The sequence below is a fragment of the Micromonospora sp. AKA38 genome (genome assembly GCF_027925725.1).
Taxonomy (GTDB): domain Bacteria; phylum Actinomycetota; class Actinomycetes; order Mycobacteriales; family Micromonosporaceae; genus Micromonospora.
In genome coordinates this window covers 1,671,566-1,693,378 of the sequence record NZ_BNEI01000005.1, presented here as the reverse complement: position 1 = coordinate 1,693,378, position 21,813 = coordinate 1,671,566, and the positions used below count along the sequence as shown (strand labels likewise).

At 74.6% G+C, this 21,813-nt stretch carries 19 protein-coding genes; 9 read left to right on the top strand and 10 right to left on the bottom strand.

What is annotated here, in order from left to right; all coding sequences use genetic code 11:
* Window positions 1-54: 54 nt before the first annotated feature.
* Both TPA0908_RS24510 and TPA0908_RS24505 read right to left on the bottom strand, forming a co-directional pair.
* Window positions 55-423, bottom strand: a complete 369-nt coding sequence (locus tag TPA0908_RS24510; RefSeq protein WP_281941700.1) for an FKBP-type peptidyl-prolyl cis-trans isomerase — start codon at window positions 421-423, stop codon at window positions 55-57.
* A 168-nt stretch (window positions 424-591) separates the two neighbouring features.
* Window positions 592-1,149 carry a DoxX family membrane protein gene (locus TPA0908_RS24505; RefSeq protein WP_281941697.1) on the bottom strand — a complete coding sequence of 186 codons (558 nt, stop codon included), beginning with the start codon at window positions 1,147-1,149 and terminating at the stop codon, window positions 592-594.
* 217 nt (window positions 1,150-1,366) lie between these two features.
* Here TPA0908_RS24505 and TPA0908_RS24500 point away from each other — a divergent pair, with 217 nt between their 5' ends.
* A complete protein-coding gene (locus TPA0908_RS24500) occupies window positions 1,367-2,065 on the top strand; it encodes a CBS domain-containing protein (protein WP_281941695.1) in 699 nt (232 codons plus the stop codon).
* A 13-nt stretch (window positions 2,066-2,078) separates the two neighbouring features.
* Here the strand turns inward: TPA0908_RS24500 and TPA0908_RS24495 are convergent, their stop codons facing one another.
* Window positions 2,079-2,795 (bottom strand): helical backbone metal receptor, encoded by a 717-nt coding sequence (locus TPA0908_RS24495; protein WP_281941692.1) that lies wholly within the window; start codon window positions 2,793-2,795, stop codon window positions 2,079-2,081.
* Between the two features lie 55 nt (window positions 2,796-2,850).
* Complete coding sequence (locus TPA0908_RS24490; RefSeq protein ID WP_281941690.1) at window positions 2,851-3,933, bottom strand: DICT sensory domain-containing protein; 1,083 nt, start codon at window positions 3,931-3,933, stop codon at window positions 2,851-2,853.
* A gap of 135 nt (window positions 3,934-4,068) precedes the next feature.
* Here TPA0908_RS24490 and TPA0908_RS24485 point away from each other — a divergent pair, with 135 nt between their 5' ends.
* Together TPA0908_RS24485 and TPA0908_RS24480 are read left to right on the top strand one after the other, a co-directional pair.
* Complete coding sequence (locus TPA0908_RS24485) at window positions 4,069-4,932, top strand: PDDEXK family nuclease (RefSeq protein ID WP_281941688.1); 864 nt, start codon at window positions 4,069-4,071, stop codon at window positions 4,930-4,932.
* Between the two features lie 248 nt (window positions 4,933-5,180).
* Window positions 5,181-6,479 carry a hypothetical protein gene (locus TPA0908_RS24480; RefSeq protein WP_281941687.1) on the top strand — a complete coding sequence of 433 codons (1,299 nt, stop codon included), beginning with the start codon at window positions 5,181-5,183 and terminating at the stop codon, window positions 6,477-6,479.
* A gap of 428 nt (window positions 6,480-6,907) precedes the next feature.
* Here the strand turns inward: TPA0908_RS24480 and TPA0908_RS24475 are convergent, their stop codons facing one another.
* On the bottom strand, window positions 6,908-7,255 hold the full coding sequence (locus TPA0908_RS24475) for a histone-like nucleoid-structuring protein Lsr2 (RefSeq protein WP_281941685.1): 348 nt from the start codon (window positions 7,253-7,255) through the stop codon (window positions 6,908-6,910).
* Between the two features lie 222 nt (window positions 7,256-7,477).
* Here TPA0908_RS24475 and lon point away from each other — a divergent pair, with 222 nt between their 5' ends.
* Window positions 7,478-9,814 carry an endopeptidase La gene (gene lon / locus TPA0908_RS24470; protein ID WP_281941684.1) on the top strand — a complete coding sequence of 779 codons (2,337 nt, stop codon included), beginning with the start codon at window positions 7,478-7,480 and terminating at the stop codon, window positions 9,812-9,814.
* A 123-nt stretch (window positions 9,815-9,937) separates the two neighbouring features.
* Here lon and TPA0908_RS24465 read toward each other — a convergent pair whose 3' ends face one another.
* From TPA0908_RS24465 to TPA0908_RS24455, 3 genes are all read right to left on the bottom strand, one after another.
* Window positions 9,938-11,698: a DEAD/DEAH box helicase gene (locus tag TPA0908_RS24465; RefSeq protein ID WP_281941683.1), complete on the bottom strand. Its 1,761-nt coding sequence runs from the start codon at window positions 11,696-11,698 to the stop codon at window positions 9,938-9,940.
* A 101-nt stretch (window positions 11,699-11,799) separates the two neighbouring features.
* Window positions 11,800-12,627 carry a hypothetical protein gene (locus TPA0908_RS24460; protein ID WP_281941681.1) on the bottom strand — a complete coding sequence of 276 codons (828 nt, stop codon included), beginning with the start codon at window positions 12,625-12,627 and terminating at the stop codon, window positions 11,800-11,802.
* Between the two features lie 160 nt (window positions 12,628-12,787).
* Window positions 12,788-13,393 carry a hypothetical protein gene (locus TPA0908_RS24455; RefSeq protein WP_281941679.1) on the bottom strand — a complete coding sequence of 202 codons (606 nt, stop codon included), beginning with the start codon at window positions 13,391-13,393 and terminating at the stop codon, window positions 12,788-12,790.
* 373 nt (window positions 13,394-13,766) lie between these two features.
* Between TPA0908_RS24455 and TPA0908_RS24450 the strand changes: the two genes are divergently transcribed.
* Together TPA0908_RS24450 and TPA0908_RS24445 are read left to right on the top strand one after the other, a co-directional pair.
* The gene (locus tag TPA0908_RS24450; RefSeq protein ID WP_281941678.1) at window positions 13,767-14,510 is read left to right on the top strand and encodes a helix-turn-helix transcriptional regulator; all 744 of its coding nucleotides are present in this window, start codon (window positions 13,767-13,769) and stop codon (window positions 14,508-14,510) included.
* A 63-nt stretch (window positions 14,511-14,573) separates the two neighbouring features.
* Window positions 14,574-15,107 carry a 2'-5' RNA ligase family protein gene (locus TPA0908_RS24445; RefSeq protein WP_281941676.1) on the top strand — a complete coding sequence of 178 codons (534 nt, stop codon included), beginning with the start codon at window positions 14,574-14,576 and terminating at the stop codon, window positions 15,105-15,107.
* 40 nt (window positions 15,108-15,147) lie between these two features.
* On the opposite strand, the gene TPA0908_RS24440 is transcribed toward TPA0908_RS24445, so the two are convergent.
* On the bottom strand, window positions 15,148-17,343 hold the full coding sequence (locus tag TPA0908_RS24440; RefSeq protein ID WP_281941674.1) for a family 43 glycosylhydrolase: 2,196 nt from the start codon (window positions 17,341-17,343) through the stop codon (window positions 15,148-15,150).
* Window positions 17,344-17,525: 182 nt separating this feature from the next.
* Between TPA0908_RS24440 and TPA0908_RS24435 the strand changes: the two genes are divergently transcribed.
* The 3 genes from TPA0908_RS24435 to TPA0908_RS24425 are packed head-to-tail and all read left to right on the top strand — an operon-like array spanning window position 17,526 to window position 21,140.
* On the top strand, window positions 17,526-18,482 hold the full coding sequence (locus TPA0908_RS24435) for a hypothetical protein (RefSeq protein ID WP_281941672.1): 957 nt from the start codon (window positions 17,526-17,528) through the stop codon (window positions 18,480-18,482).
* Between the two features lie 4 nt (window positions 18,483-18,486).
* Window positions 18,487-20,100: an asparagine synthetase B family protein gene (locus TPA0908_RS24430; protein ID WP_281941670.1), complete on the top strand. Its 1,614-nt coding sequence runs from the start codon at window positions 18,487-18,489 to the stop codon at window positions 20,098-20,100.
* Between the two features lie 47 nt (window positions 20,101-20,147).
* On the top strand, window positions 20,148-21,140 hold the full coding sequence (locus tag TPA0908_RS24425; RefSeq protein WP_281941668.1) for a linear amide C-N hydrolase: 993 nt from the start codon (window positions 20,148-20,150) through the stop codon (window positions 21,138-21,140).
* Here the strand turns inward: TPA0908_RS24425 and TPA0908_RS24420 are convergent.
* On the bottom strand, window positions 21,137-21,751 hold the full coding sequence (locus TPA0908_RS24420) for an HDIG domain-containing metalloprotein (RefSeq protein ID WP_281941666.1): 615 nt from the start codon (window positions 21,749-21,751) through the stop codon (window positions 21,137-21,139). The genes TPA0908_RS24425 and TPA0908_RS24420 overlap by 4 nt on opposite strands.
* Window positions 21,752-21,813: the final 62 nt, after the last annotated feature.

The following is a 21,813-nucleotide window of genomic DNA, read 5'->3' as shown; positions in this document are numbered from 1 at the left end:
CACGGGACCGGGCCGCCGGCATCGCGCCGACGGCCCGGCGGCCGGTGGCGGGGCTCAGCGCACGCCGAGCAGGTCCACCACGAAGACCAGCGTCTCGTTCGGCTTGATGACGCCGCCGGCGCCCCGGGCGCCGTAGCCCAGGTGCGGGGGGATGGTGAGCCGCCGCCGGCCGCCCACCTTCATGCCGATCACGCCCTGGTCCCAGCCGGCGATGACCTGGCCGCCGCCGAGCGGGAACTCGAACGTCTCGCCCCGGTTCCACGACGCGTCGAACTCGCGGCCGGTGGAGTGGGCCACGCCCACGTAGTGCACGCTGGCGAGCTGGCCGGCGTGCGCCTCCGGGCCGTCGCCGACCGTGAGGTCCTCGACGACGAGATCGGCGGGCGGCGCGCCCTCGATCGGGCCAACCTCGGGCTTCTCCATGAGCGGGTCTCCTCGGTGCTGACGGTGTGGTCACCGTCGATCCTGCCGGATCGCGACCGGCCGATACGCGCCGGTCCCCCACCCGGGCCGCGTCGGCGGGGCGGAGCCGGTCGCACGACGGGGCGGGCGCCGCCTGCCGGCGACGCCCGCCCCGGGGGCGACCTGCGCTCACCTCAGCCAGGGGAGGCGCTGGACCAGGGGGAGCTTCGCCCAGGCCCGGCCGAGGCCGAGGGTGTTGCCGGCGCCGACCAGGGCCAGGCCGGCGAGCAGGCCCGCGTAGATGAGGTGGTCGTCCATGACGGGGTTGTTCTCCGGGGGCAGCACCGCCGTCCACATCAGCACCAGGAGCAGCCCACCGGCGACGGCGGCGATCCGGATGCCGATGCCGAGCAGCAGGGCCACGCCGATGCCGAGCAGGCCGAGCATGAACAGCCAGTCCGCCCAGGCCGCGCCGGCGATGTCGTGGTAGACGCCCTCGAACGGGCCGGCCACGCCGAAGCCGAGGAAGCCCTTGGTCGGGCTGCCACCGTTGATCCAGGCGTTCTTCGCCGGGGTCTCGTGGCCGAGGCCGAACATCTTGTCCAGGAACGCCCAGAGGAAGATCCAGCCCAGGGCGATCCGCAGCCCGGCCCAGACGAACCGGGTGGCCTTCTGGCGGGGGGTCTCGACCGCCGGAGCGATGGTGTCGGCGGGGGTCCGCTCGATTGTCGCGGTCATGGTGTCCACGTCCCTTCTGTGCCTCGCACCGCGCTTCCCGGTGGCAGTTCCATTCCACTCCCGCGCGGTGATCCGGAGCAGGGCCGTCGGGGCCCTGAGGACCGGGTCCTTGGTCCCGTCCCGACCCGGTCCGGTCGACCCGTCCGCAACCGGTCCGCCGCCCCTGCCGCGCCGTCCGTGGGCCGCCTAGCGTCGCCGGGTGAGGGACCCGTGCGAGGAGGTCGTGATGAGGACATGGCAGGTGACCGACGTGATGACCAGGGACGTCGCGACGGTGGACGCGGAGACGCCGTACCGGGACGTGGTGGACGTGCTGGTGCGGGAGCGGGTCAGCGGGGTGCCGGTGGTGGACTCGTTCCACCGGGTGCTCGGCGTGATCTCCGAGGCGGATCTGCTGCACAAGGTGGAGTGGTCCGGCCGCCTCGAGGAACGCCGGGTGTTCGAGGGGCGGCGCCGGCGGGCCGCGCGGGAGAAGGCGGGCGCGCTGGTGGCCCGGGACCTGATGACCGCGCCAGCGGTCACCACCCACGGGCGGGCGTCACTGCCGGCCACCGCCCGGCTGATGGACCGGGAGGCGGTCAAGCGGCTGCCGGTCCTCGACGACCTCGGCCGGCTGGCCGGCATCGTGACCCGCGGCGACCTGCTCCGGGTGCACCTGCGCTCCGACGCGGAGATCCGCGAGGACGTGGTCCAGGAGGTGCTGCGTCGGGTGCTCGCCGTCCGGGACGGCCTGGTCACGGTCCAGGTCCGCGGCGGTGAGGTCGCCCTGGACGGACGGCTGGACCGACGCAGCGCCGTCGAACTCGCCGGCCGGCTGGCCGGTCAGGTCGCCGGCGTGGTCGCGGTGCACAACGCCGTCGGGTACGACGTGGACGACACCACGCTGAGGGAGCTGGACCCGGTGCACGCCACCCCGATCGCCTGACCGGGGCGCCGCCTCAGACCGGCGAGGCGAGCTGCGCGGCGAGCAGCGCCGGCGCCTCGGCCAGCGACGGGCCGTACCAGGTGAGGTGCCGGCCGGAGACCAGCGCCGCCGGCACCCCGGGGAACGCCTCCGGTCCGTCGTCGGCGGTGAACCGGTACGGCTCGTCCGGCAGCACCACCAGCTCCGGCGACCGGGCGCGCAGCGCGTCGAGCGCCGGGCGGGGATAGCGTTCGGGGTCGTCGGCCCAGGCGTTGGCCACGCCGAGCCGACGCAGCACGTCCCCGGCGAACGTGTCCCGGCCCAGCACCACCCACGGGCGGCGCCACACCGGCACCACCGCGGTCCGGACGTGCTCGGGGACGGGCGGCGCGGCCCAGGCCCGGCGGGCGGCCCGCAGCCAGGACGGTTCGACCGACACGCCGAGCGCCCCGACCAGCGCGCCGAGCTGGTCGAGCGCCTCCGGCACGGTACGCGGGAAGGTGACCCGCACCGGCACCCCGGCCGCGCGCAGCGCCTCCGCGTCGGCCAGCCGGTTCTCCTCCTCGTTGAGCAGCACCAGATCGGGCGCGAGGGCGAGGACGCGATCCAGGTCGGGATACTTCGTCCCGCCGACGCGGGCGACGTCCAGCCCGGCCGGGTGCGTGCACCAGTCCGTGGCGCCGACCAGCACCTCCGGCCGGGTCGCCGCGACCGCCTCGGTCAGCGACGGCACCAGCGACACCACCCGCACGACGTGCTCCCCTCGCCCCGGTGCCGTGGCGTGACAGTGGTGGGCGGACGACCGGTCAGCGGGCGCCGGCCGGGGCGGGCTCCGGCGGCAGACCCGCCACCGGCACCCCCTCCCGCACCGCCCACTCCACGGCGGCCCGCAGGTCGTCCGTCGGCAGCGGCCGTCGGGTGGTCACCGCGACCGCGGCGTGCATCGTGTACGCGACGAACGGGTACGACCGCGCCAGCGCCGAGATCGCCTCGTGCAGCCGGCCCACCACGGCCAACGCCTCCGGTTCGGAGAGCGCGGGCAGGACGAGGTGGAACTCGTTGTCGGCGACGCGTACCGCCCGGTCCACCGGCCGCAGCACGCCGGTGACCGCGCCGAGCACGGCCTGGCCCTCCCGGGCGGTGCTGCGTCGGCCGAAGCGTTCCGGTGCGCCGGCCGGCTCGTCGACCCGCAGGCCGACCAGCGCCACCGGCAGCGTGCCGGAGGCGGTCACCCCGTCCGTGCCGGTCCACCGGCGCAGGGCGGGCTCGTCGAGCATCCCGTCCGTCGGCTCGGCCGGTCGCGCGTTCCGGTCGCCGCGCCGGGCCAGCAGCCGGAGCGCCGCCTCGGCCCGGGACTCGCCCGGCGCGGCCGGGATGTCCCGTACCCGGGCGACCGCCTCGTCCAGCGCGGTTCGGGCCGGGCCGGGCAGTCGCTCGGCGAGCTGTTCGCGCAGCCGGATGACCTCGTGCAGCGCCGCGTCGCGGCGGAACCCCCAGCGGCCGTCGAAGAGCCGACCGGCCTCCAGCGTCGGCGCGGGCGCGACCTCGGCCCGGTCGTACGCCACCAGCGTGCCGCCGAAGCGTGGGGTCAGCGCCACCACGCTCCACTCCCGCGCCAGATCCTCCGCCTCGTCCAACGCCACCCCGTACACCCGGTCGGGCAGGTCCGGCGGCGGGCCGCCGACCATGGCGACCACCGTCGCGGCGGCCCGGTCGGCGATCCGCCGGTAGATCTCCCGTTCCCGGGCGAAGTACGGCAGCCGCTGGAACAGCGCGAACACGACGAGCGGGCCGTCCTCCGCCTCGGCCAGCGCCGCTCGTTCGATGGCGTGGGATACGGCGACGAGGCTGCGTTTGGTGAATCGCTCCGGGGTCCGTCCGCTGTGCACCCGCCGAGCCTAGAGGGCCGACCCTGACGGCGCACCGCCCGACGGGTGCCCGGATTCCTCCGCACCGCCGAGGCGATCGCCATGATCGACGCCATACACTCGGACGTCGACCGAGCGACGGACGGATTGTGCGAGATGACCAGCACCGGCAGCGTGGCCGCCTCCTGGCTGCGGCCGATCCCGACCGCCACGCCGACGCGGCTGGCCCGCGCCGGCCACCTCGGGTACGCCGACCGGCGCCTCGGCGAGCTGGTCCAGGGCCGGCCGCCCGGTGTCACCGGCAGCCAGTGGAGCACCGCCGGCCGGGCCGGCCTCGACCTGGTGGTGTGCGCCGCCGACACCGGTCGGCCACGGTTCGCCGTACGGTTCGCCGCGCCCGTGCCGGACGGTTCGCCGGCCCGCCGGGCCGAGCGGCTGACCGACGCGGTCTGCGACGCCGTGGGCCTGCCGTTGCTGCGCGTCGAGTCACCGACGCTCGGCGGCGAGCAGGTTCGCCGGTTCGTCGAGTACGTGCTCGACGCCCGCGCCTACGCGGCCGGCACCGGGCCGGACGGCGGGGAGACGGTCGGGTTCCGCGACATCGTGGGCCGGTTGCCGGACGGCCGGCGCGGCCCGGTCAACGACCTCGGCGCGGTGGCCCGCGCCGCCGCGGTCCAGGCGTACGTGGCGGGCCGGCTGGCCGACCCGATCGTGCGCGGCCTGCACGTGCGGTGGACCGGTGGCCCGGCCGAGGGCTGGAGTTGGGTCGAGGTGCGGCCCGGTCGCTGCCGGGTGGAGCGGGTGCGACTGACGTCCCGCGGCTTCTCCTGCGGGGTGGATCCGGGTCGGCTCGCCGAGGACCTGGCCGTCACGGCGTTGGGGGAGAAGCTGCGTGACCCGGCCGCCGACGAGGCGTCCCTGATGGACCGGACCGAACTGCGCGAGCAGGTGCGGCGCCTCGCCGACCGGCGGGAGTCCTTCGACGGCGGCTTCGCCTTCGACCATCTCTGCGTCGACTGACCGGCCCGCTCCGGCCACCGGCCGGCCCGCCGATTTTTTTCCGATCCCCGGTTGAACCTTCGCCGTCGGCCCTCCGTACCTAAGCGGGAATGGACGCAGATCTTCCGCCGCGCCCGGACGGCGCGGAGACGGTGCGGAAAGGGCACCGTCGGCCATTGACGCGCGGCTCCGACGTCGCAGTGATCTCACCCCGAAGAATTCCGCCGGGATCACCAGTCAACTACCGGATCGAGAAGGAGAACAATTCGATGCGCAGGTCCACACGGGCGCGCCGGTCATCCGGTAACGCGCGGAGCAAGCGGATGCTGGCCGTGGTCGGCACGCTCGCGGTCTTCGGCGGCATCGTCGCCGTCACCCAGATCTCGTCCGCCCAGGACCGGCGGACGACCACCCGCGCGGCCTCGGCGTCCTGCGTGGCCCCGAGTGCGGGCGCGACCGCGCCGGGCGGCCAGGGCAGCACCACCCGGACCTGGCAGAACGGTCGCTGGGTCCGGAACCACTGGGGTGACGGCCAGATGTCGGCGGCCGAGTGCCAGCAGACCAAGGGGGGCGGCGCCGGCGCCGGCACCCCGACCGTGACCTGCCCGGACGTGAAGAGCAAGCTGCCGCAGGTGCCCGCCCGGGCGCGCGCCGAGGTGGACCGCAACCTGGCCCTGCTGGACAACCAGATCGCCGAGGCGAACCGACGTCTCGCGGCGGACGGCCGCAACGGCGGCGACTTCATCAACAACGCGATCCTCCGGCCGCTCGCCGACAAGCGGACCGCGACGTTGAACCGGATCGCCACCGCCATCGGGCGGGGCGGCCAGCGTCCGCAGGGTCTGGACAAGCTCGCCCCGTGTGCCCTGGCCGACAACGCGCAGAACGGCGGCAACACCGGCGGGGCCAACAACGGCGGCCAGAACGGCGGCAACACCGGCGGTCAGAACGGTGGCAACAACAACGGTGGCCAGAACGGCGGGAACAACAACGGCGGCGGTCAGAACAACGGCGGCAACAACGGCCTGAACGTGCTGGCCAAGGACTGCGCCAACAGCAAGTTGGAGGCGCACAACGGCTTCCAGAACGGCAACCGTTGCGTGAGCACCGCGTTCGGTGAGGTCGGCGCCGCGGCGAACAACCCGTCGCTGCTCATCACGCAGTTCCCGAACCAGGTGCAGCGCAACCAGCCGTTCACGCTCCGGGTCACCACGAGGAACCTGGTGCGGGACCGGTTCCTCGCCGCCGGGCAGGGCGGCTACTACCTGGAGAGCTCGCTGCTCAACGACCAGGGCCTGGTCCGCGGTCACTTCCACACCGCGTGCCGGATGCTCGGCAGCACCCGGCAGCCCCCGAACCCGCAGGACGTGCCGGCCTTCTTCGTCGCCACCGAGGACGGCCGGGGCGGGTCCCAGCCGGACGACGTGCTGATCCAGATTCCGGGTCTGCCGGACTCGGGCCTGGCCCAGTGCTCGGTCTGGGCCGGCGACGGCTCGCACCGGATCCCGATGATGGAGCGGGCGAACCAGACCCCCGCCATCGACGTGGTGCGCATCCAGGTCAACTGACCCGCACGCCGACGGCCGGAGCCGTCCGGGTACGCCCGGGCGGCTCCGGCCGCTTCGCGGGTCGGTCCGGTCGCGGCGGGGTCGCCGGTGGGTCTTGCGGGCTGAGTCGTCGGTGCCGTCGCTTCGGTGTGCGGCCGGTGGCTCGCCGCCCGTCGCGGAAGCACGCGGCTGCGCTGTCCGTCCGACCGTCCGGCGGCCCCCGGGTGCCGGCGACGGGACCCGGGGGGCGGCCCGTGCACCGGCCGCGTCGTCGCTGCGGTCAGCGCGGAAGGCTGGGTGCGGCAGGCTCGCGCACCGCGCGGTGCGCCCGCCGAGAAAGTTGCTGCCGAGTCGATCGAGCCGGATGAAAATTGTCGACCAAAAAAGCCGGCCGGGGCCCCGCTGATTCCCAGCGTGACCCCGTGGCGCCCGACCGTGAACCGGGAGCCTCAGCGGCCCTTGTACGCCTCCACCACGGAGACCGGGATGCGCCCGCGCTCGGAAATCTCGTAGCCGTTCTTGGCGGCCCATTCGCGGATGGCGCGGTTCTGCTCGCGGTCCATTCCCGAGGTGCTCGGCCGGGTGGCGCGCCGCGCCGCGCGGCCGGCGTCGACTGGTCCGCGGCCGATGCGCCGGCCAGCGTTGATGTACGGGTCCAGCGCTTTACGCAGGACGCCCGCGTTCTCGTCGGAGACGTCGATCGTGTAGGCCACGCCGTCCAGGCTGAACTCGACGGTCCGATCGGCCTTTCCGCCGTCGAGGTCGTCCGTCAGAACGGTGATTACTTTCCTTGCCATCGCCATTACTCCCTGTGTCGGGCGGGGTGTGGCTAAGAGTTTGACCTACCTGGCGGTAATTCCGCAACAATACCCGACACTTTCCATTCGGCGGGTCGGGGTAAACGATGGACCGCCAATAGGGCCGGAGGGGGTGGACGTGGCCTGGGTCACAAGCCGGAACAAGGTGCACGGTTTGTTACTTGAGTCAGACACGCTCAACCAACTGATGGCAGGTGTTCGATGGCAACTCTTCCGGTACTTCCCCTGACCGACGCCGTCCTGCTGCCCGGGATGGTCGTCCCGGTGACCCTCGACCCGACCACCCAGTCCGCTGTCGACGCGGCCCGCGCCACCGGCGACAAGACGCTGCTGGCGGTGCCCCGCATCGACGGCGAGTACGGCTCGGTCGGCGTGGTCGCCACCCTCGAGAAGGTGGGCCGACTGCCCAGCGGCGAACCGGCGGCCGTGGTGCGCGGCATCGCCCGCGCCCGCATCGGCTCCGGTGTGCCCGGCCCGGGCGCGGCGCTCTGGGTCGAGGCGACGACCCTCGACGAACCCGCGCCGGCCGGCCGGGCCCGGGAACTGGCCCGCGAGTACCGCGCGCTGATGACCTCGGTGCTCCAGCAGCGCGGCGCCTGGCAGGTCATCGACGCCATGGAGCGGATGACCGACCTCTCCGAGCTGGCCGACTCGGCCGGCTACGCGCCCTGGCTCAGCCTGGCGCAGAAGACCGAGCTGCTCGCCGCGCCGGACGTCACCGCCCGGCTGGAGCTGCTGGTCGGCTGGGTGAAGGAGCACCTGGCCGAGCAGGAGGTCACCGAGCAGATCAACACCGATGTCCGGGAAGGGCTGGAGAAGTCCCAGCGGGAGTTCCTGCTCCGGCAGCAGCTCGCCGCGATCCGCAAGGAACTCGGCGAGGACGAGCCGGACGGCTCCGCCGACTACCGAGCCCGGGTCGAGTCCGCCGACCTGCCGGACAAGGTCCGCGAGGCGGCCCTGCGCGAGGTCGGCAAGCTGGAGCGGGCCAGCGACGCCTCGCCCGAAGCGGGCTGGATCCGCACCTGGCTGGACACGGTCCTGGAGATGCCGTGGAGTACGCGTACCGAGGACAACACCGACCTGGCCGCGGCCCGGGCGGTGCTCGACGCGGACCACGCCGGCCTGGCCGACGTGAAGGACCGCATCCTGGAGTACCTCGCGGTGCGCAACCGCCGCGCGGAGCGCAACCTCGGCGTGGTCGGCGGACGCGGCTCCGGCGCGGTGCTCGCCCTGGCCGGCCCGCCCGGCGTCGGCAAGACCAGCCTGGGCGAGTCGGTGGCCCGGGCGCTGGGTCGCACCTTCGTCCGGGTCTCGCTCGGCGGGGTGCGGGACGAGGCCGAGATCCGGGGCCACCGGCGCACCTACGTCGGCGCGCTGCCCGGCCGCATCGTGCGGGCGCTGCGTGAGGCCGGCTCGATGAACCCGGTCGTGCTGCTCGACGAGGTCGACAAGCTGGCCGTCGGCTACTCCGGCGACCCGGCGGCGGCCCTGCTGGAGGTGCTCGACCCGGCGCAGAACCACACCTTCCGTGACCACTACCTCGAGGTCGACCTCGACCTGTCCGACGTGCTCTTCCTGGCCACCGCCAACGTGGTGGAGAACATCCCCGGCCCGCTGCTGGACCGGATGGAGCTGGTCACGCTGGACGGCTACACCGAGGACGAGAAGGTGGCCATCGCCCGGGACCACCTGCTGCCCCGGCAGCAGGAGCGGGCCGGGCTGACCGCCGACGAGGTGACCGTCGCCGACGAGGCGCTGGCGCTGATCGCCGGGGAGTACACCCGGGAGGCCGGCGTCCGGCAGCTCGAACGGGCCCTTGCGAAGATCCTGCGCAAGGTGACCGTGGCGTTGGCGTCCGACCCGGCGCCGGTCCGCGTCGACACCGCCAACCTGGCCCGCTACCTGGGGCGGCCCAAGTTCACCCCGGAGTCCGCCGAACGTACGGCGGTGCCCGGCGTGGCCACCGGCCTGGCCGTCACCGGCGCCGGCGGGGACGTGCTCTTCATCGAGGCGACCAGCATGGAGGGCGAGCCGGGCCTGACCCTCACCGGTCAGCTCGGGGACGTGATGAAGGAGTCGGCGCACATCGCGCTGTCCTACCTGCGCTCCAACGGACGACGCCTCGGCATCGACCCGAACGCCCTCGCCGGGCGGCGGATCCACGTGCACTTCCCGGCGGGCGCGGTGCCGAAGGACGGTCCCAGCGCCGGCATCACCATGGTCACCGCGCTGGCGTCCCTGGTCACCGGCCGGCCGGTGCGGCCCGAGTTCGGGATGACCGGCGAGGTGACGCTCTCCGGCCGGGTGCTGCCCATCGGTGGCGTGAAGCAGAAGCTGCTCGCCGCGCACCGGGCCGGCCTCACCGAGGTGATCATCCCGAAGCGCAACGAGCCGGACCTGGACGACCTGCCGGCCGAGGTGCGCGAGGCGCTGACCGTGCACACCCTCGCCGACGTGGCGGACGTGCTCGCGCTGGCGCTGCGTCCGGCCGAGGTGGACGCCCAGAGCCTCGGCGGCCAGCCGCTCACCGCGGCCTGACCGGCCCCGTCGAACCCCCGTCGCCCGCCGGGCGGCGGGGGTTCGTGGCCCGGAACGCGAGACGCGGGGCACGCCACCGTGCCGGACCGACCATCTTCGGGCCGAGCCGGCGCGGTGGGCCGGCTACCGGCGGTCGCGCCGGTCCCGGGGGTCGAAGCGACGCTCACCGCCACCGTCGCCCTCACCGTCCCGGTCCCGCCGGACGGTGGCCTTGCGACCCTTGATGGTGCTGTCCCGCAGACCCTGGATCACCTCGTCGGCCATGCCCTGCGGCACCTCCACCAGGGAGAACCGGTCGGCGATCTCGATCGAGCCGATGTCCCGCCCGCTCACCCCGGTCTCCCCGGTGATCGCGCCGACCAGGTCCTGCGGTCGTACCCCGGCCCGACGGCCCAACCCGATGAAGACCTGGGTCGTGCCGGCGGCGCGGGACCGGCCGCCACCGCGCCGGTCCCGACCCTCGGAGCCGGGCCGGCCCTCCCGGTTCGGGCGGACCGAGACCTGGGGGATCTCCTCCTCGTCGGCGGTGCCGGGCAGCGTGGCCTCGTGCGCCAACCGCACCGCGGCGAGCGCGACCTCCATCAGGTCGAACTCGTCGGTCAGCGACTCGACGACCGCCCGGAACGGCTCCAGGTCGTCCTCGAGCACCGACTCGCGCACCGCGGCCTGGGTCAGCTCGAACCGCCGGGTCCGCAGGTCGGCCACCGTCGGGATCTTGTCCACGGTGATCCGCTGGCCGGTGACCCGCTCGATCGTCTTCAGCATCCGGTGCTCGCGCGGCTCGGCGAGCGTGATCGCCACGCCCTCCCGGCCGGCCCGGCCCACCCGGCCGATCCGGTGCACGTACGACTCCGGCGCGGACGGGACGTCGTAGTTCACCACGTGGGTGAGCTGCTCGACGTCCAGCCCGCGGGCCGCCACGTCGGTGGCGACCAGCAGGTCCGCGGTGCCGGAGCGCAGCCGGCCCATCACCCGGTCCCGCTGCTCCTGGCTCATCCCGCCGTGCAACGCCTCGGCCCGGTAGCCCCGACCGTTCATCGTCTCGGTGAGCCGGTCCACCTCCTCCCGGCTGCGGCAGAACACGATCGCCGCGGTGGGCGACTCGACGTCCAGCACCCGGCCCAGCGCGGCCGGCTTGTGCGCCCGCGCCACGATGTAGGCGCTCTGCCGTACCCGCGGCGCCTCGCCGGCCACCTGGCGTTCGCGTTCGATCCGGATCCGCACCGGGTCGGTCAGGTGCTGCCGGGCCAGCCCGTCGATGCGGGCCGGCATGGTGGCCGAGAAGAGCACCGTCTGCCGGCCCTCGGGGGCGTGCTCCAGGATCGCCTCGATGTCCTCGGCGAAGCCCATGTCGAGCATCTCGTCCGCCTCGTCCAGCACCACGGTGGTCAGCGAGCCGAGCCGCAGCGTGCCGCGGGCGATGTGGTCGAGCGCGCGCCCGGGCGTGGCGACCACCACGTCCACCCCGTGGTCGAGCGCGCGGAGCTGCCGGCCGATCGGCTGGCCGCCGTAGATCGGCAGCACCCGGGCGCCCAGATCCTTGCCGTAGCGGTGGAACGCCTCGGAGACCTGCACCGCCAGCTCCCGCGTCGGCACCAGCACCAGCGACACCGGGTCGCCGTCCGGGCGCGGCGTGGGCATCCGCTGCAGCAGCGGCAGCGCGAACGCGGCGGTCTTGCCGGTGCCGGTCGCCGCCTGCCCGAGCAGGTCCCGGCCGGCCAGCAGCGGCGGGATGGCCTCGCTCTGGATCGGCGTGGGCTCCTCGTAGCCGAGGGCGGACAGCGCGCCCAGCAGTTCGGCGCGCAGCCCGAGATCCGCGAAGGCGGCGGTGTCCTCGGCGACGGCGGGGGTGGTGGGCTCGGTCGGGGTCGGTGCGGCGCTCATGCGGCAAGCCTTTCATCACCGCCGGGCGCGGGTCGCGGCGACCGGCGCAAACGTTCGCCGCACCACGCGCGACCCCGTCCGGGCCCGCTGCTCCGGCCGGCTCACCCCGACGCGACGGCCAGCAGGGTGGTCACCCCCACCACCACGTCGAGCGCCCCGCACCACTCCGCGTACCCGCGTGGCACCACCCGCTCGGCGCGGTGGTGCCAGAGGTCCCAGCCGGCGTGTCCGAGCCAGCCCAGGCCGACAAGCGCGCCGGCGACCTGGGCCGGCGCGGCCAGCGCCACGGCCGCCAGGCCGCCCCAGACGGCCAGCCCGACGAGTTGGACCGTGAGCTGCCACCGGTCGCCGAGGTGCCGTCGCCACGCGCCGATGGCCAGGTAGCCGGCCGGCAGCACGAGCAGCGACCACGGCGACACCACGCCCGGGGCGAACCACATGTCGGCGGTCATCAGCAGCGCCAGGCCGACCGGCCAGCGACGCGCCAACGCCGCCACCACCGGGTGCCGGCGGGGCGGCGCGGTCGCCGGGTGCCGGTGCCGCAGCGCCACCAGCGCCATCGCCGGCAGCATCAGCAGGTGACCGCCGAGCAGCAGCACGTCGTCCCCGACCCACCCCACCCACCAGGCCGGGAGGAGGAGCAGGAACGGCACGTACATGGCCGCGCTCATCTCCCCGGCGGCGGGCCACCCGTCGCCCCGGTACCACATCCAGGCGACCATGCCCGCTGCCATGTTCGTGGCCATCAGCAGCGCGTCCACGTCCGGCCGGGCGAGCACGCCCGCGCCGCCCAGCATTTCCCCGCCGATCCGCCACAGCGGGCCGAGCACCACCATGCCGGCCACCATCGCCACGACCATCCCGGCCAGGTGCCGGGTCCGCGCCCAGCCGGCCCACCGCCGGGGTACGCCCACCGTCATCTCCGTCATGCCCCGACCCTGCCGGCGCGGGACGCACCGGGCCAGGCGCGTCCGTCATCGGAAAACCGTGTGGAACGCACGGGTCACTCGTGACCTGAGGCATGGACGCGGCCGTGCGGCGACGCTCCCGACCGGTGCGGAGGGAGCGTCGCCGTACGGGCTGTTCGGATCAGTAGTTGAGGGAGCAGAACTCCGGGTGGCCGACCGCGGTGCCGGTGCACTCGACCCGGGCGTCGGTCGGGTACACCTTGACCGTCATGGTCGAGGTGAAGTTCGCCGGTGTGAACGTCAGCGATCCGCCGACGCCGAACGGCTGTCCGCTGACGGTGCCGGAGAAGTTGCGCCCCCAGGTGGCCGCCGTGCCGAGGGTGTACGGCCCGCCGACGGCGGTGGGCGGCGTGCCCGACTTGGTGTAGCTCTTCCGCTCGAGGTTGGTGGTGACGCCACCGCTGGTCCGGTCCGCGTTGCTGGACACGATCTTGGCGTAGGTGACCGCGCTGCCGTTCGAGCACCACTCGACGTTCATGGTCATGAAGGCGGTGGTGGCGCTGACCGTGCCGGTGCTGCCGTTGGCGTAGACGACCGGCACGTTGAGCTCGTTCACCGGGATCTTCATCTGGAGCCGGTAGGCGCTGCCCGAGGCCTGCGCGCAGGTGCCCTGAAGGTATCCGGTGTACGTCGCGGCGCTGGCCGGCGGCGCGGCCACCGCGACCAGGCCGGCCGCGCATCCGGCGGCGAATAGCGAACGAATCATGTTGCGGGTGACTCGCGACATTTCCTCTTCCTCTTTCTCGTCCCACGCGAGGTGGAACACCGGCAATTGTTCCTGCGTCGGGGCGCAGGGTGGGGTGGAAGCGTCCGGCGTTCGCCCGGCTCGCATCAGCGCTGGTCAAGCCGCTTCCCGGTGGTGGGTCGCCGGGCCGGCGGTGTGCCGAGCGGCCGAGCAACGCGAATTCCGTTCCCCGCTTCCATTCGTATCATCCGATCCCGGGAAATGCACCCGGAGAAAGGTGAATTGATTTTGCTGCCACAACAGTTGACCCGGAAACTGTCTTAGCATTTTCCTTTCCGCGTCACTGAGCTGGCACGGGCCCGCGGTGCCGATCGCCGGGTCGGGTGCCGGCGTGCCACCCCTAGGATCGGCGGGCATGACTGTCGATCCGGCGGACCACCGGCTGCGCCGGGCCCGGCGCATCACCCTGCTCTCGCTGGGCACGAACGGGTGGACCACGGTGCTGCTGCCCGCGGTCGGCCTGCTCCGCGAGCCGGACCCGGTGCGGGCGGTGCTCGGCGTGGTGGGGTTGCTCGGCTTCACGGCGGCCCAGGTGGCGGTGCTGCACGCGGCGGTCACGCCCTGGCTCGCCACCCCGGCCCGGCGCCGCCGGCACCTCGCGCTGGCGGTGGTCGCGCTGCTCAGCCTGCCGCTGGTCGGCCCGGTGGCGGCCGGCGCCTGGCCGACCTGGGCGTGGTTGGGCGCGTCGCTGGTCGGCATGACGCCGTTGCTGTTCCGGCCGGCGGTGGCGGTGGCCGCGGCGGTCGGGGTGCTCACCGCCGCGGCCGGGGTCACCGTGGCGACCGGCGGACCGCTGCCCACGGCGCTGCTGGTCACCGGCGGGGTGGGCGCCGGGATCGCGCTGCTCACCTGGGTCCAGGTGTGGTTCTGGGACCTGCTGGTCGAGGCCCGGCAGGGGCAGGCGGCCGGGGCGCGGCTCCCGCGCGAACTGGAGACGCTGCGACTGGCGGAACTGGGCACCCCGGTCGCGGTGATCGCCCGTCGGACCCACCTGGCCGCCGGGACCGTCCGCAACCACCTGAGCGCCTGCGTGCAGAAACTCGGCGCCGCCGACCGGGCCGAGGCGGTCCGGCGGGCCCGCGAGGCCGGTTGGCTCTGACCCGTGTGGTCCGCAACCGGGTACCGGACGTCCCCGCTGTCCGCCGGGGACTAGCCTGATCCCGTGCGGACGGTGGAACTGCTCTGCTCACCCGAGCTGGACGCCACGGTGCGGGCAGCCTGGAGCCGGCTCGCCGCGGCCGGCCTGCCCAGCCTCGCCCGCAACACGCACCCGACCAACCGGCCGCACCTGACGCTCGCGTCGGTCGACGATTTCCCGCCCGGCGTCGAGCAGCGCCTCGCCGACCTCTGCGACGCCGCGTTGCCGCTGCCCGTCCGGCTCGATCGGCTGGCGGTCCTCGACGGCAGCGCGCCGCTGGTCTGGCTGGTCCGTCCGACGCCGCAGCTCGTCGCGCTGCACGGCGCGGTCTGGGACGTGCTCGCCGAGGCGTCCGGCCCGCACCCGTGGCACCTGCCCGGTCGCTGGGTGCCGCACCTGAGCCTGGCGTTGCGTTTCCGGGGGGCGGACCGCCGCCGTGCCCGGGCGGTCGCCGGCGCGGACCGCCCGGGCGGGGAGTTCGTGGCCGCCCGCAGCTACGACGGCGACACCCGCACCGTCACCGAGCTGACCGCCACCTGCCCGCGCCCCGGCGGCTGAGCCGGGGCCGCCCCCGGCGGTGGGGCGGCCCCGGACGCGGTCAGCGGTGGAAGCGGAGGTAGTCGAACTCCGCCGTCACCGCCGGCGTCGCGCCGCCGTGGGCGACCAGGCCGATCCGCGGCGTGGTGTCGGCCGGGAAGGTCCACACCGCGCCCCACGTCCAGTGCGTCCCGTCCCGGCTGGAGCCGGCGCGGAACTCGTGCTCGCCGGTGACCCGGTCGACGTGGTGGGCCAGTCGCAGCCAGGTCGTGCTCCCCGGGGTGCCGACGATGCTGCCGCCGTAGACCGGCTGGCCGGCGAAGGGCAGCTCGTAGCCGAACTCGACCTGCCGGGTGTTCCAGATGGCCACCTGGCTCAGCCGGGCGAACCGGTCGTCGTCGACGTACGCGACGAGGCCGGCCTGCTGGTAGTTGCGGACCGTCTCCTCGCCCAGGTCGAGCGTCACCTTGGTCTCCGCGACGTAGTCACCGGCCGGCGCGTCGCGCAGCAGCACCCCGGCGGTGTTGCCGGTGCCGGAGAGGTCGGCGTCCTGGACCGGCCAGCGCAGCGCGCCGCCGGACACGCTCGCGGCCGGGTCCTGGCGCACCCACCGCCAGGCCGGGTCGAGGCCGCCCGAGAACTCGTCGGAGTAGTCGCGCAGCACCGGGCCGACCCGGGGCGGGGCGACCTCGTGCCGCACCGGGCGGTACAGGCGGGTGGCGCTGACGTTGTCGAACTCGGCCGGTCCGCCCTCGGCGCGCAGCGCCAGTGGGCCGTTCGCCGGCCGGGGGAGCCGCACCGACACCCGCGCGACCGGGTCGCCGAGGCGGGACGGGCTGAGCGTGGCGACGAGCTGCCGCCCGCGGACCTCCACGGCGAGGTTGTGCCGGTCGCGCGGGTCGGTGCCGGCGGGCAGCGGCACGCTGGCGGTCCCGGCGGCCAGCCGGCCGCCGCCGACCCGGACGTCCACCGTGCCGAGCCGCAGCCCGGCCGCGGTCGCGCCGGTCAGCCGCAGGTCGGTCTCGACCCGCAGGTCGCCGCCGAGGCCGGTACGCGAGGTGAGCGTCCCGGTGCCGGTCAGCACGCCGCCGGCGGCCCGCCACGAGCCGGACCCGGTCGGCCAGCCGCGCAGGTCGGCGGTGTCGAAGCGGGCGTCGACGCGACCGCTGGTGACCGGCGCGGGACGGGCGCCGTCGGAGGGGCCGGCGCCGGCGTTGACGGTGGGCCATCCGTCGATCCAGTCGAGGCGGTCCAGCAGCATCGGCCGCTCGTTGACGCCGAACGGCTCGTCCAGGTAGGGGTCGGCCCGGTCGATCGCGTGGTAGGCGATCCAGTCCTGCCCGGACAGGTCGGTGAGCACCGCGTTGTGGCCGGTGCCGATCCACCGGTTGCCGTTCTGGGTCAGCACCGGCGTGCCGCCGGCCCGGGAGACGTCGAGGCGCTGGCCCTCGCGGTCGACGAACGGGCCGCGCGGGTCACGGGCGCGGCCGACCTGGACGGAGTAGCCGGTGGCCGGGCCGGCGCAGCAGTTCGCGGTGGAGGCGAAGAGGTAGTACCAGCCGTCGCGGCGCAGCGCGTAGGCGCCCTCGAACTTGTTGTCCACCGCGACCGCTGTCGACGTGCCGACCGCGTGCAGCCCGTCGGGGGTCAGCTCGGTGACCGAGATGCCGCCGTAGTAGCTGCCGTGGTAGAGGTAGGAGCGGCCGTCGGCGCCGGTGAGCTGGCTCGGGTCGATGGTCCACAGGTAGCCGCCGCCGGCGCCGGGGCGCGGGGCGACCACCGGCGTGTCGACGAACGTCCAGGGGCCGGCCGGGCTCGGCGCGGTGGCCACGCCGACGGCGGTGTCGAACGTGTCGTCGGAGACGGTGGTGTCGGTGACGGTCAGGTACATCACCCAGCGCCCGCCGATCCGGCGCACGTCGGGCGCCCAGAACGCGGAGCCGGGCGCGGCGTAGGCGGGCCGCTGGTCGGCGCTGAACGCGTCGCCCACGTAGCTCCAGTCGACCAGGTCGGTGGAGCGGGCGATGGGCACCCGGTGGGCCCGGCCCTCACCCTCGCGCAGCGGGTCGGAGGTGCCGAAGGCGTACCAGACGCCGTCGTCGCCACGGACCACGACCGGGTCGGCGAAGGTGTCGGCGAACCCGGCGGAGACCGGGTTGCGGTAGCGGTCGGGCCCGGCGGCGGGCGCGGGCGCCGCCCCGGCGAGCGTCAGGGTGAGTACGGCGGCGAGCACGCCGCCGCGGTGGAGGTGTCGCATCGGGCCTGCCTGGGAGTAGACGGAGGTCACTGCGGTGCACACGTTTGTACAGCGTTGGATACAACGTTGTAAAGAACCGTTCGAAGGAGAGTGGGCGCATTGCCCCCGGCGCTCCCGTCCCGGGTGGTTACGTGAGGTGCAGACCCAGTTGCACCGTGTCCCGACGAGAGGGGACGGAGACCATGCGAGTGCCCAGCCGTAGCCCCGGTCGCCAGCCCGGCCCCACCGCCACGTCCACCGCTCCCGCCCGCCGGCTGCCGGCCGTCGACCGGCCTGCCGCCGGGCCCGACCTGGCCGCCTACCGGGCGGCGGTGGCGGACCTGCTGGTCGAGGTGGGCGCGTTGGCGGACGCGCCCTCGACCACCGCCCGACAGGTGCTGCTCGACCAGCGGCTGCGCGAGCCGGCCATCGCCGCGGTCCTGGACGCCACCCCGCAGGGACTGGTCGGCGCGCGGGAGACGCTGCTGCTGGAAATGGCGCGCTACCAGCCCAACGCGCGCAGCTCGGCGCACGACCTGACCGCGCTGGTCCGGATCTTCCTGCTCTCCCGCGTCGACGTGCTGTGGTGGCGGGACAGCCCGACCTTCCGCACCGACGGCCAGGTGCGCACCAGCACCGAACTCGTCGACCTGGAGTGGCTGCGCCGCCGCGGGCTGCTGGAGTTCCGCTACCGCGAGCAGCCCGCCACGGTGCTGGGACGCGGGCTGCAGGCGGTCCGGCGCCGGGTCCGCCCGGGTGCCAGCCCGCGTACGGCGGGTCTGCTGTTCCGCCGGGCCCGTCGCGAGATGATCGCTCTCCTCAACGACCTGGCCCGGGAGTTCGCCACGGTCACCCGCGCCGGCACGCCGCCGCTCTGGGTGACCAGCCTGGCCCGCAGCGCCGAGCACCAGTACCGGCTGCGCCGGCTGGGGTACGCCGCCATGGTGCCCAGCGGGCACTGCCTGGGCTGGGCGGCCGACGTCGAGCTGGACTGGTACGAGCGGTTCGGCGCGCGCACCGCCCTGGCCGGGTTGCTGCTGGGCCGGCAGGAGGCCGGCGAGATCAACGTGGTCGACGAGGGACAGGCCTGGCACCTCTGCCTCGCGCCCTCGGCCCGTCGCCGGTACCGGCGGGCGTACGAGGCCGAGATGGGGTGCTGACCCGATGTGCGGGATCGCGCTGAGCACCGGCCCGGAGGCCGACCCGGCCACCTTCCGGCGGATGCTGGCCGCGCTGGCCCCACGCGGCGAGGTGACCGAGACCCGGCAGGAGAACGGCCTGCTGGCCGGCGTACGCCGGTTGCGGATCGTGGACCGGGACCGGTCCGTGCAGCCCTGGGTCTCACCCGACGAGCGGCACCTGCTCTGCTTCAACGGCGAGGTCTTCAACCACCACGAGCTGCGCGCCGAGCTGACCCGGCTCGGCCACGTCTTCCGCACCACCGGCGACACCGAGGTGGTGCTCGCCGCGTTCCGCCAGTGGGGCGAGGGCGCGGTGCGCCGGCTGCGCGGCGAGTACGCCTTCGTGGTGGCCGAACGTGCCGGCGGTCGGGCGTACCTGGCCCGGGACCCGCTCGGGGTGAAGCCGCTCTACTGGTCCCGCGGCCCGGGTTGCCTGCACCTCGCCTCCGAGGTCAAGGCGCTGGTCGGGCACGGCGCGCCGATCAACGAGGTGCCGCCGGGTCACCACGGCTGGGCCGGGCCCGACGATCCGGTCCGGTTGCGCCCGCACGTGGACCTGCTCACGCTCGGCGCCGGACTGCCGGTGATCGACGACCCGGACGAGGCCGCCCTGCTCGTCCGCGCCGCGCTCACCGACGCCATGCGGATCCGGTTGGACACCGACCTCACCGTGGGTGTGGTGCTCTCCGGCGGCCTGGACAGCTCGCTGGCGTTGCTGCACGCCCGGGAGCTGCATCCGGACTGCGTGGCGGTGACCGTCGGCGCCCCGGACAGCCCCGACGTGGCGTACGCGCGGCGGCTCGCCGCCGACCTCGGCGTGCCGCACGAGGTGATCGAGCTGCGTCCGCGCGACATCCGCCGCGCCGACGTGCGCGAGGCCATCCGGATCTCGGAGCTGACCGAGTACGGCGACATCATCAACGCGGTGGTCTCGGTGCCGATCTTCCGGCGCCTGCGCGAGCTGGGCGTGAAGGTGGTGCTCACCGGCGACGGTTCGGACGAGCTGTTCGGCGGCTATCCCATGTACCACCAGGTCGGGCCGGAGCGGTCCCGCCGGCTGTTCCTGCACAAGATCCGCAACCTGTGCCGGACCGAGTTGCAGCGGGTGGACCGGGCCAGCATGGGGCACGGCGTGGAGGCGCGGGTGCCGTTCCTCGACCTCAGCGTCGTCGAGCTGGCCATGCGGCTGCCGCTGGGCCTCAAGCTGCGCGACGGGCAGGAGAAGTGGATCGTCCGCCGGGCCTTCGCCGACGTGCTGCCCGACTACGTCCGGCGCCGGCCGAAGAACCCGATGTCCTACTCGTCCGGCCTGCACGAGCGGGCCAGGCTCTACAAGCCGCTCTTCGCCCGGCTGCACCGCTCCTTCGGCTACGACCTGCTGGAGCCGGTCCGGCGCGACTTCGACAGCGTGCTCACCCGGTGCGGCAACGACCTCGACCGGGCCATCGCCGACGGCGTGGCCCGGCCCGACTACACCGTGCTGGAACACGCCCGGGACCTGGTCGGGGCGGCCCGGTGGAACGCCGCGCCGATGGTGCGCCGGCTGGTCAACCCGCGGCGTACCCGCGGCGGCGACGAGGCGTCCCTGCCGGGGTGAGCCGTCCGCGATGGACATCCGGGCGTGTCTCTTCTAGCGTCGCGGGCATGCGGAGGACGCTCATCGCCACCGGTCTCGCACTGCTGCTGCTCGGCACCGGCTGCGGGGAGAGCCGCCCGTCGGCCGGCCCGGCCGGCGTCGGCACGCCGACCGCGTCCCGGCAGGACCCGGGTCAGGCCGAGCGCACGCTGGCCAGCCTGCGCAAGGTCGACGACCTGCCGCTGTACGAGATGACCTACGTCGGCGACTACGACCCGACGGCCGGGGTGGCCGACAGCACGCCGCCGAGCCCGTTCGGCTGCTCGCTGTTCGCCGCGCTCGCCGACCGGGACCGGCCGCTGTTCGCCCGCAACTTCGACTGGCAGCCGAACCCGGCGCTGGTGTTGCGCACCGACCCGCCGGACGGGTACGCCTCGATCTCGCTCGTGGACATCTCGTACCTGGGGGTTCCCGCCGACCCGGCCGGTGACCGACGGCTGCTCGACGCGCCGCTGCTGCCGTTCGACGGAATGAACGAGCGCGGGCTCGCCGTGGGGCTCGCCGCCGACGACGGCGCGCGGGCCGAACCGGTGGCCGGGCGGCCCACCGTCGGCTCGGTGCGCATCCTGCGCCTGGTGCTCGACGCGGCGGCCACGGTGGACGAGGCGGTCGCCGTGTTCGAGCGGTACAACCTGGACTTCGACGGCGGCCCGCCGCTGCACTACCTGCTCGCGGACGCCACCGGGGCGTCCGCCGTGGTCGAGTTCGTCGACGGGAAACTGCGCGTCGACAAGCGTCGGGGCCCCTGGCAGGCGCTGACCAACGTGCCCGCCGTCGGCGTGCCGGACCGGGAGCTGCGCCAGGACCACCGGTACGGCGTGCTGGCCCGGGAGCTGGACCGGTCCGGCGGGACGGTCGACGCCGCCGGCGCGCTGCGCCTGCTCGACGCGGTCCGCCAGTCGCACACCCGCTGGTCGGTGACGTACGGGCTGCGCAGCGGCGAGGTGCGGCTGGTGACCGCCGGTGGCGGCGCCCGCGACTACCGGCTGCCGATGCGTTAGCCGACCGGGTGCCCGTGCCGGCGGGCGAGCACCGCCAGGTCCGGCTCGCCGAACCGCTCGACGAGCGCCGCGAACCGGGCGACCTTGTCCGCGCCGAAGCGCCGCACGGCCGCCGAGTACGAGGCGGCGGAGACGAACGTCGGCGGCGTCGTCTTGCTGTGGAACTTGTCCGCGTACATCACCAGCACCTCCTCGTCGGTGCCCGGGGTCCAGTCCGCGACCGGGAGCGGGAGCCGCTGCCGGAGCACGTCCTCGCGGGTGAGGCCCACCCCGGTGTGCCGGGAGCAGAACCGGCCGAGCGTCTCGGGCAGGCCCGCCTGGAGTAGCAGCGCGTGGCCCAGCACGCCGTGCCGGACGTAGTTCGCCCGGTCGAACCGGCCGGCGGCGTCGTGCAGGCGGTAGACGCCGATGTCGTGCAGCAGACTGCCGGCCCGCACCAGGGCGACGTCCAGGCCCGCGCCGTGTCGCTCCAGCAGTTGCTCCGCCACCTCGCACACGATCCGGCAGTGCGTCCAGACGAGGTGGAACGCCGCCTCCGTCGGCGCGTGCCGCTCGTGCAGCGCCCGGATCTGCGCGTCCGTCGGCATCGCGGTCCGCTGCTCGATCGTCATGTTCCCGGGGTCCCCTCGCATGGGCCGGGCCCGGCCCCCCTCGGGGTGCCGGGCCCGGTGCA

Coding starts and splice junctions, on each gene's coding strand:
- TPA0908_RS24510 (WP_281941700.1), bottom strand. CDS start 423: ATGGAGAAGCCCGAGGTTGGCCCGATCGAGGGCGCGCCGCCCGCCGAT.
- TPA0908_RS24500 (WP_281941695.1), top strand. CDS start 1,367: ATGAGGACATGGCAGGTGACCGACGTGATGACCAGGGACGTCGCGACG.
- TPA0908_RS24485 (WP_281941688.1), top strand. CDS start 4,069: ATGACCAGCACCGGCAGCGTGGCCGCCTCCTGGCTGCGGCCGATCCCG.
- TPA0908_RS24480 (WP_281941687.1), top strand. CDS start 5,181: ATGCGCAGGTCCACACGGGCGCGCCGGTCATCCGGTAACGCGCGGAGC.
- TPA0908_RS24475 (WP_281941685.1), bottom strand. CDS start 7,255: ATGGCAAGGAAAGTAATCACCGTTCTGACGGACGACCTCGACGGCGGA.
- lon (WP_281941684.1), top strand. CDS start 7,478: ATGGCAACTCTTCCGGTACTTCCCCTGACCGACGCCGTCCTGCTGCCC.
- TPA0908_RS24465 (WP_281941683.1), bottom strand. CDS start 11,698: ATGAGCGCCGCACCGACCCCGACCGAGCCCACCACCCCCGCCGTCGCC.
- TPA0908_RS24460 (WP_281941681.1), bottom strand. CDS start 12,627: ATGACGGAGATGACGGTGGGCGTACCCCGGCGGTGGGCCGGCTGGGCG.
- TPA0908_RS24455 (WP_281941679.1), bottom strand. CDS start 13,393: ATGTCGCGAGTCACCCGCAACATGATTCGTTCGCTATTCGCCGCCGGA.
- TPA0908_RS24450 (WP_281941678.1), top strand. CDS start 13,767: ATGACTGTCGATCCGGCGGACCACCGGCTGCGCCGGGCCCGGCGCATC.
- TPA0908_RS24440 (WP_281941674.1), bottom strand. CDS start 17,343: ATGCGACACCTCCACCGCGGCGGCGTGCTCGCCGCCGTACTCACCCTG.
- TPA0908_RS24435 (WP_281941672.1), top strand. CDS start 17,526: ATGCGAGTGCCCAGCCGTAGCCCCGGTCGCCAGCCCGGCCCCACCGCC.
- TPA0908_RS24430 (WP_281941670.1), top strand. CDS start 18,487: ATGTGCGGGATCGCGCTGAGCACCGGCCCGGAGGCCGACCCGGCCACC.
- TPA0908_RS24425 (WP_281941668.1), top strand. CDS start 20,148: ATGCGGAGGACGCTCATCGCCACCGGTCTCGCACTGCTGCTGCTCGGC.
- TPA0908_RS24420 (WP_281941666.1), bottom strand. CDS start 21,751: ATGACGATCGAGCAGCGGACCGCGATGCCGACGGACGCGCAGATCCGG.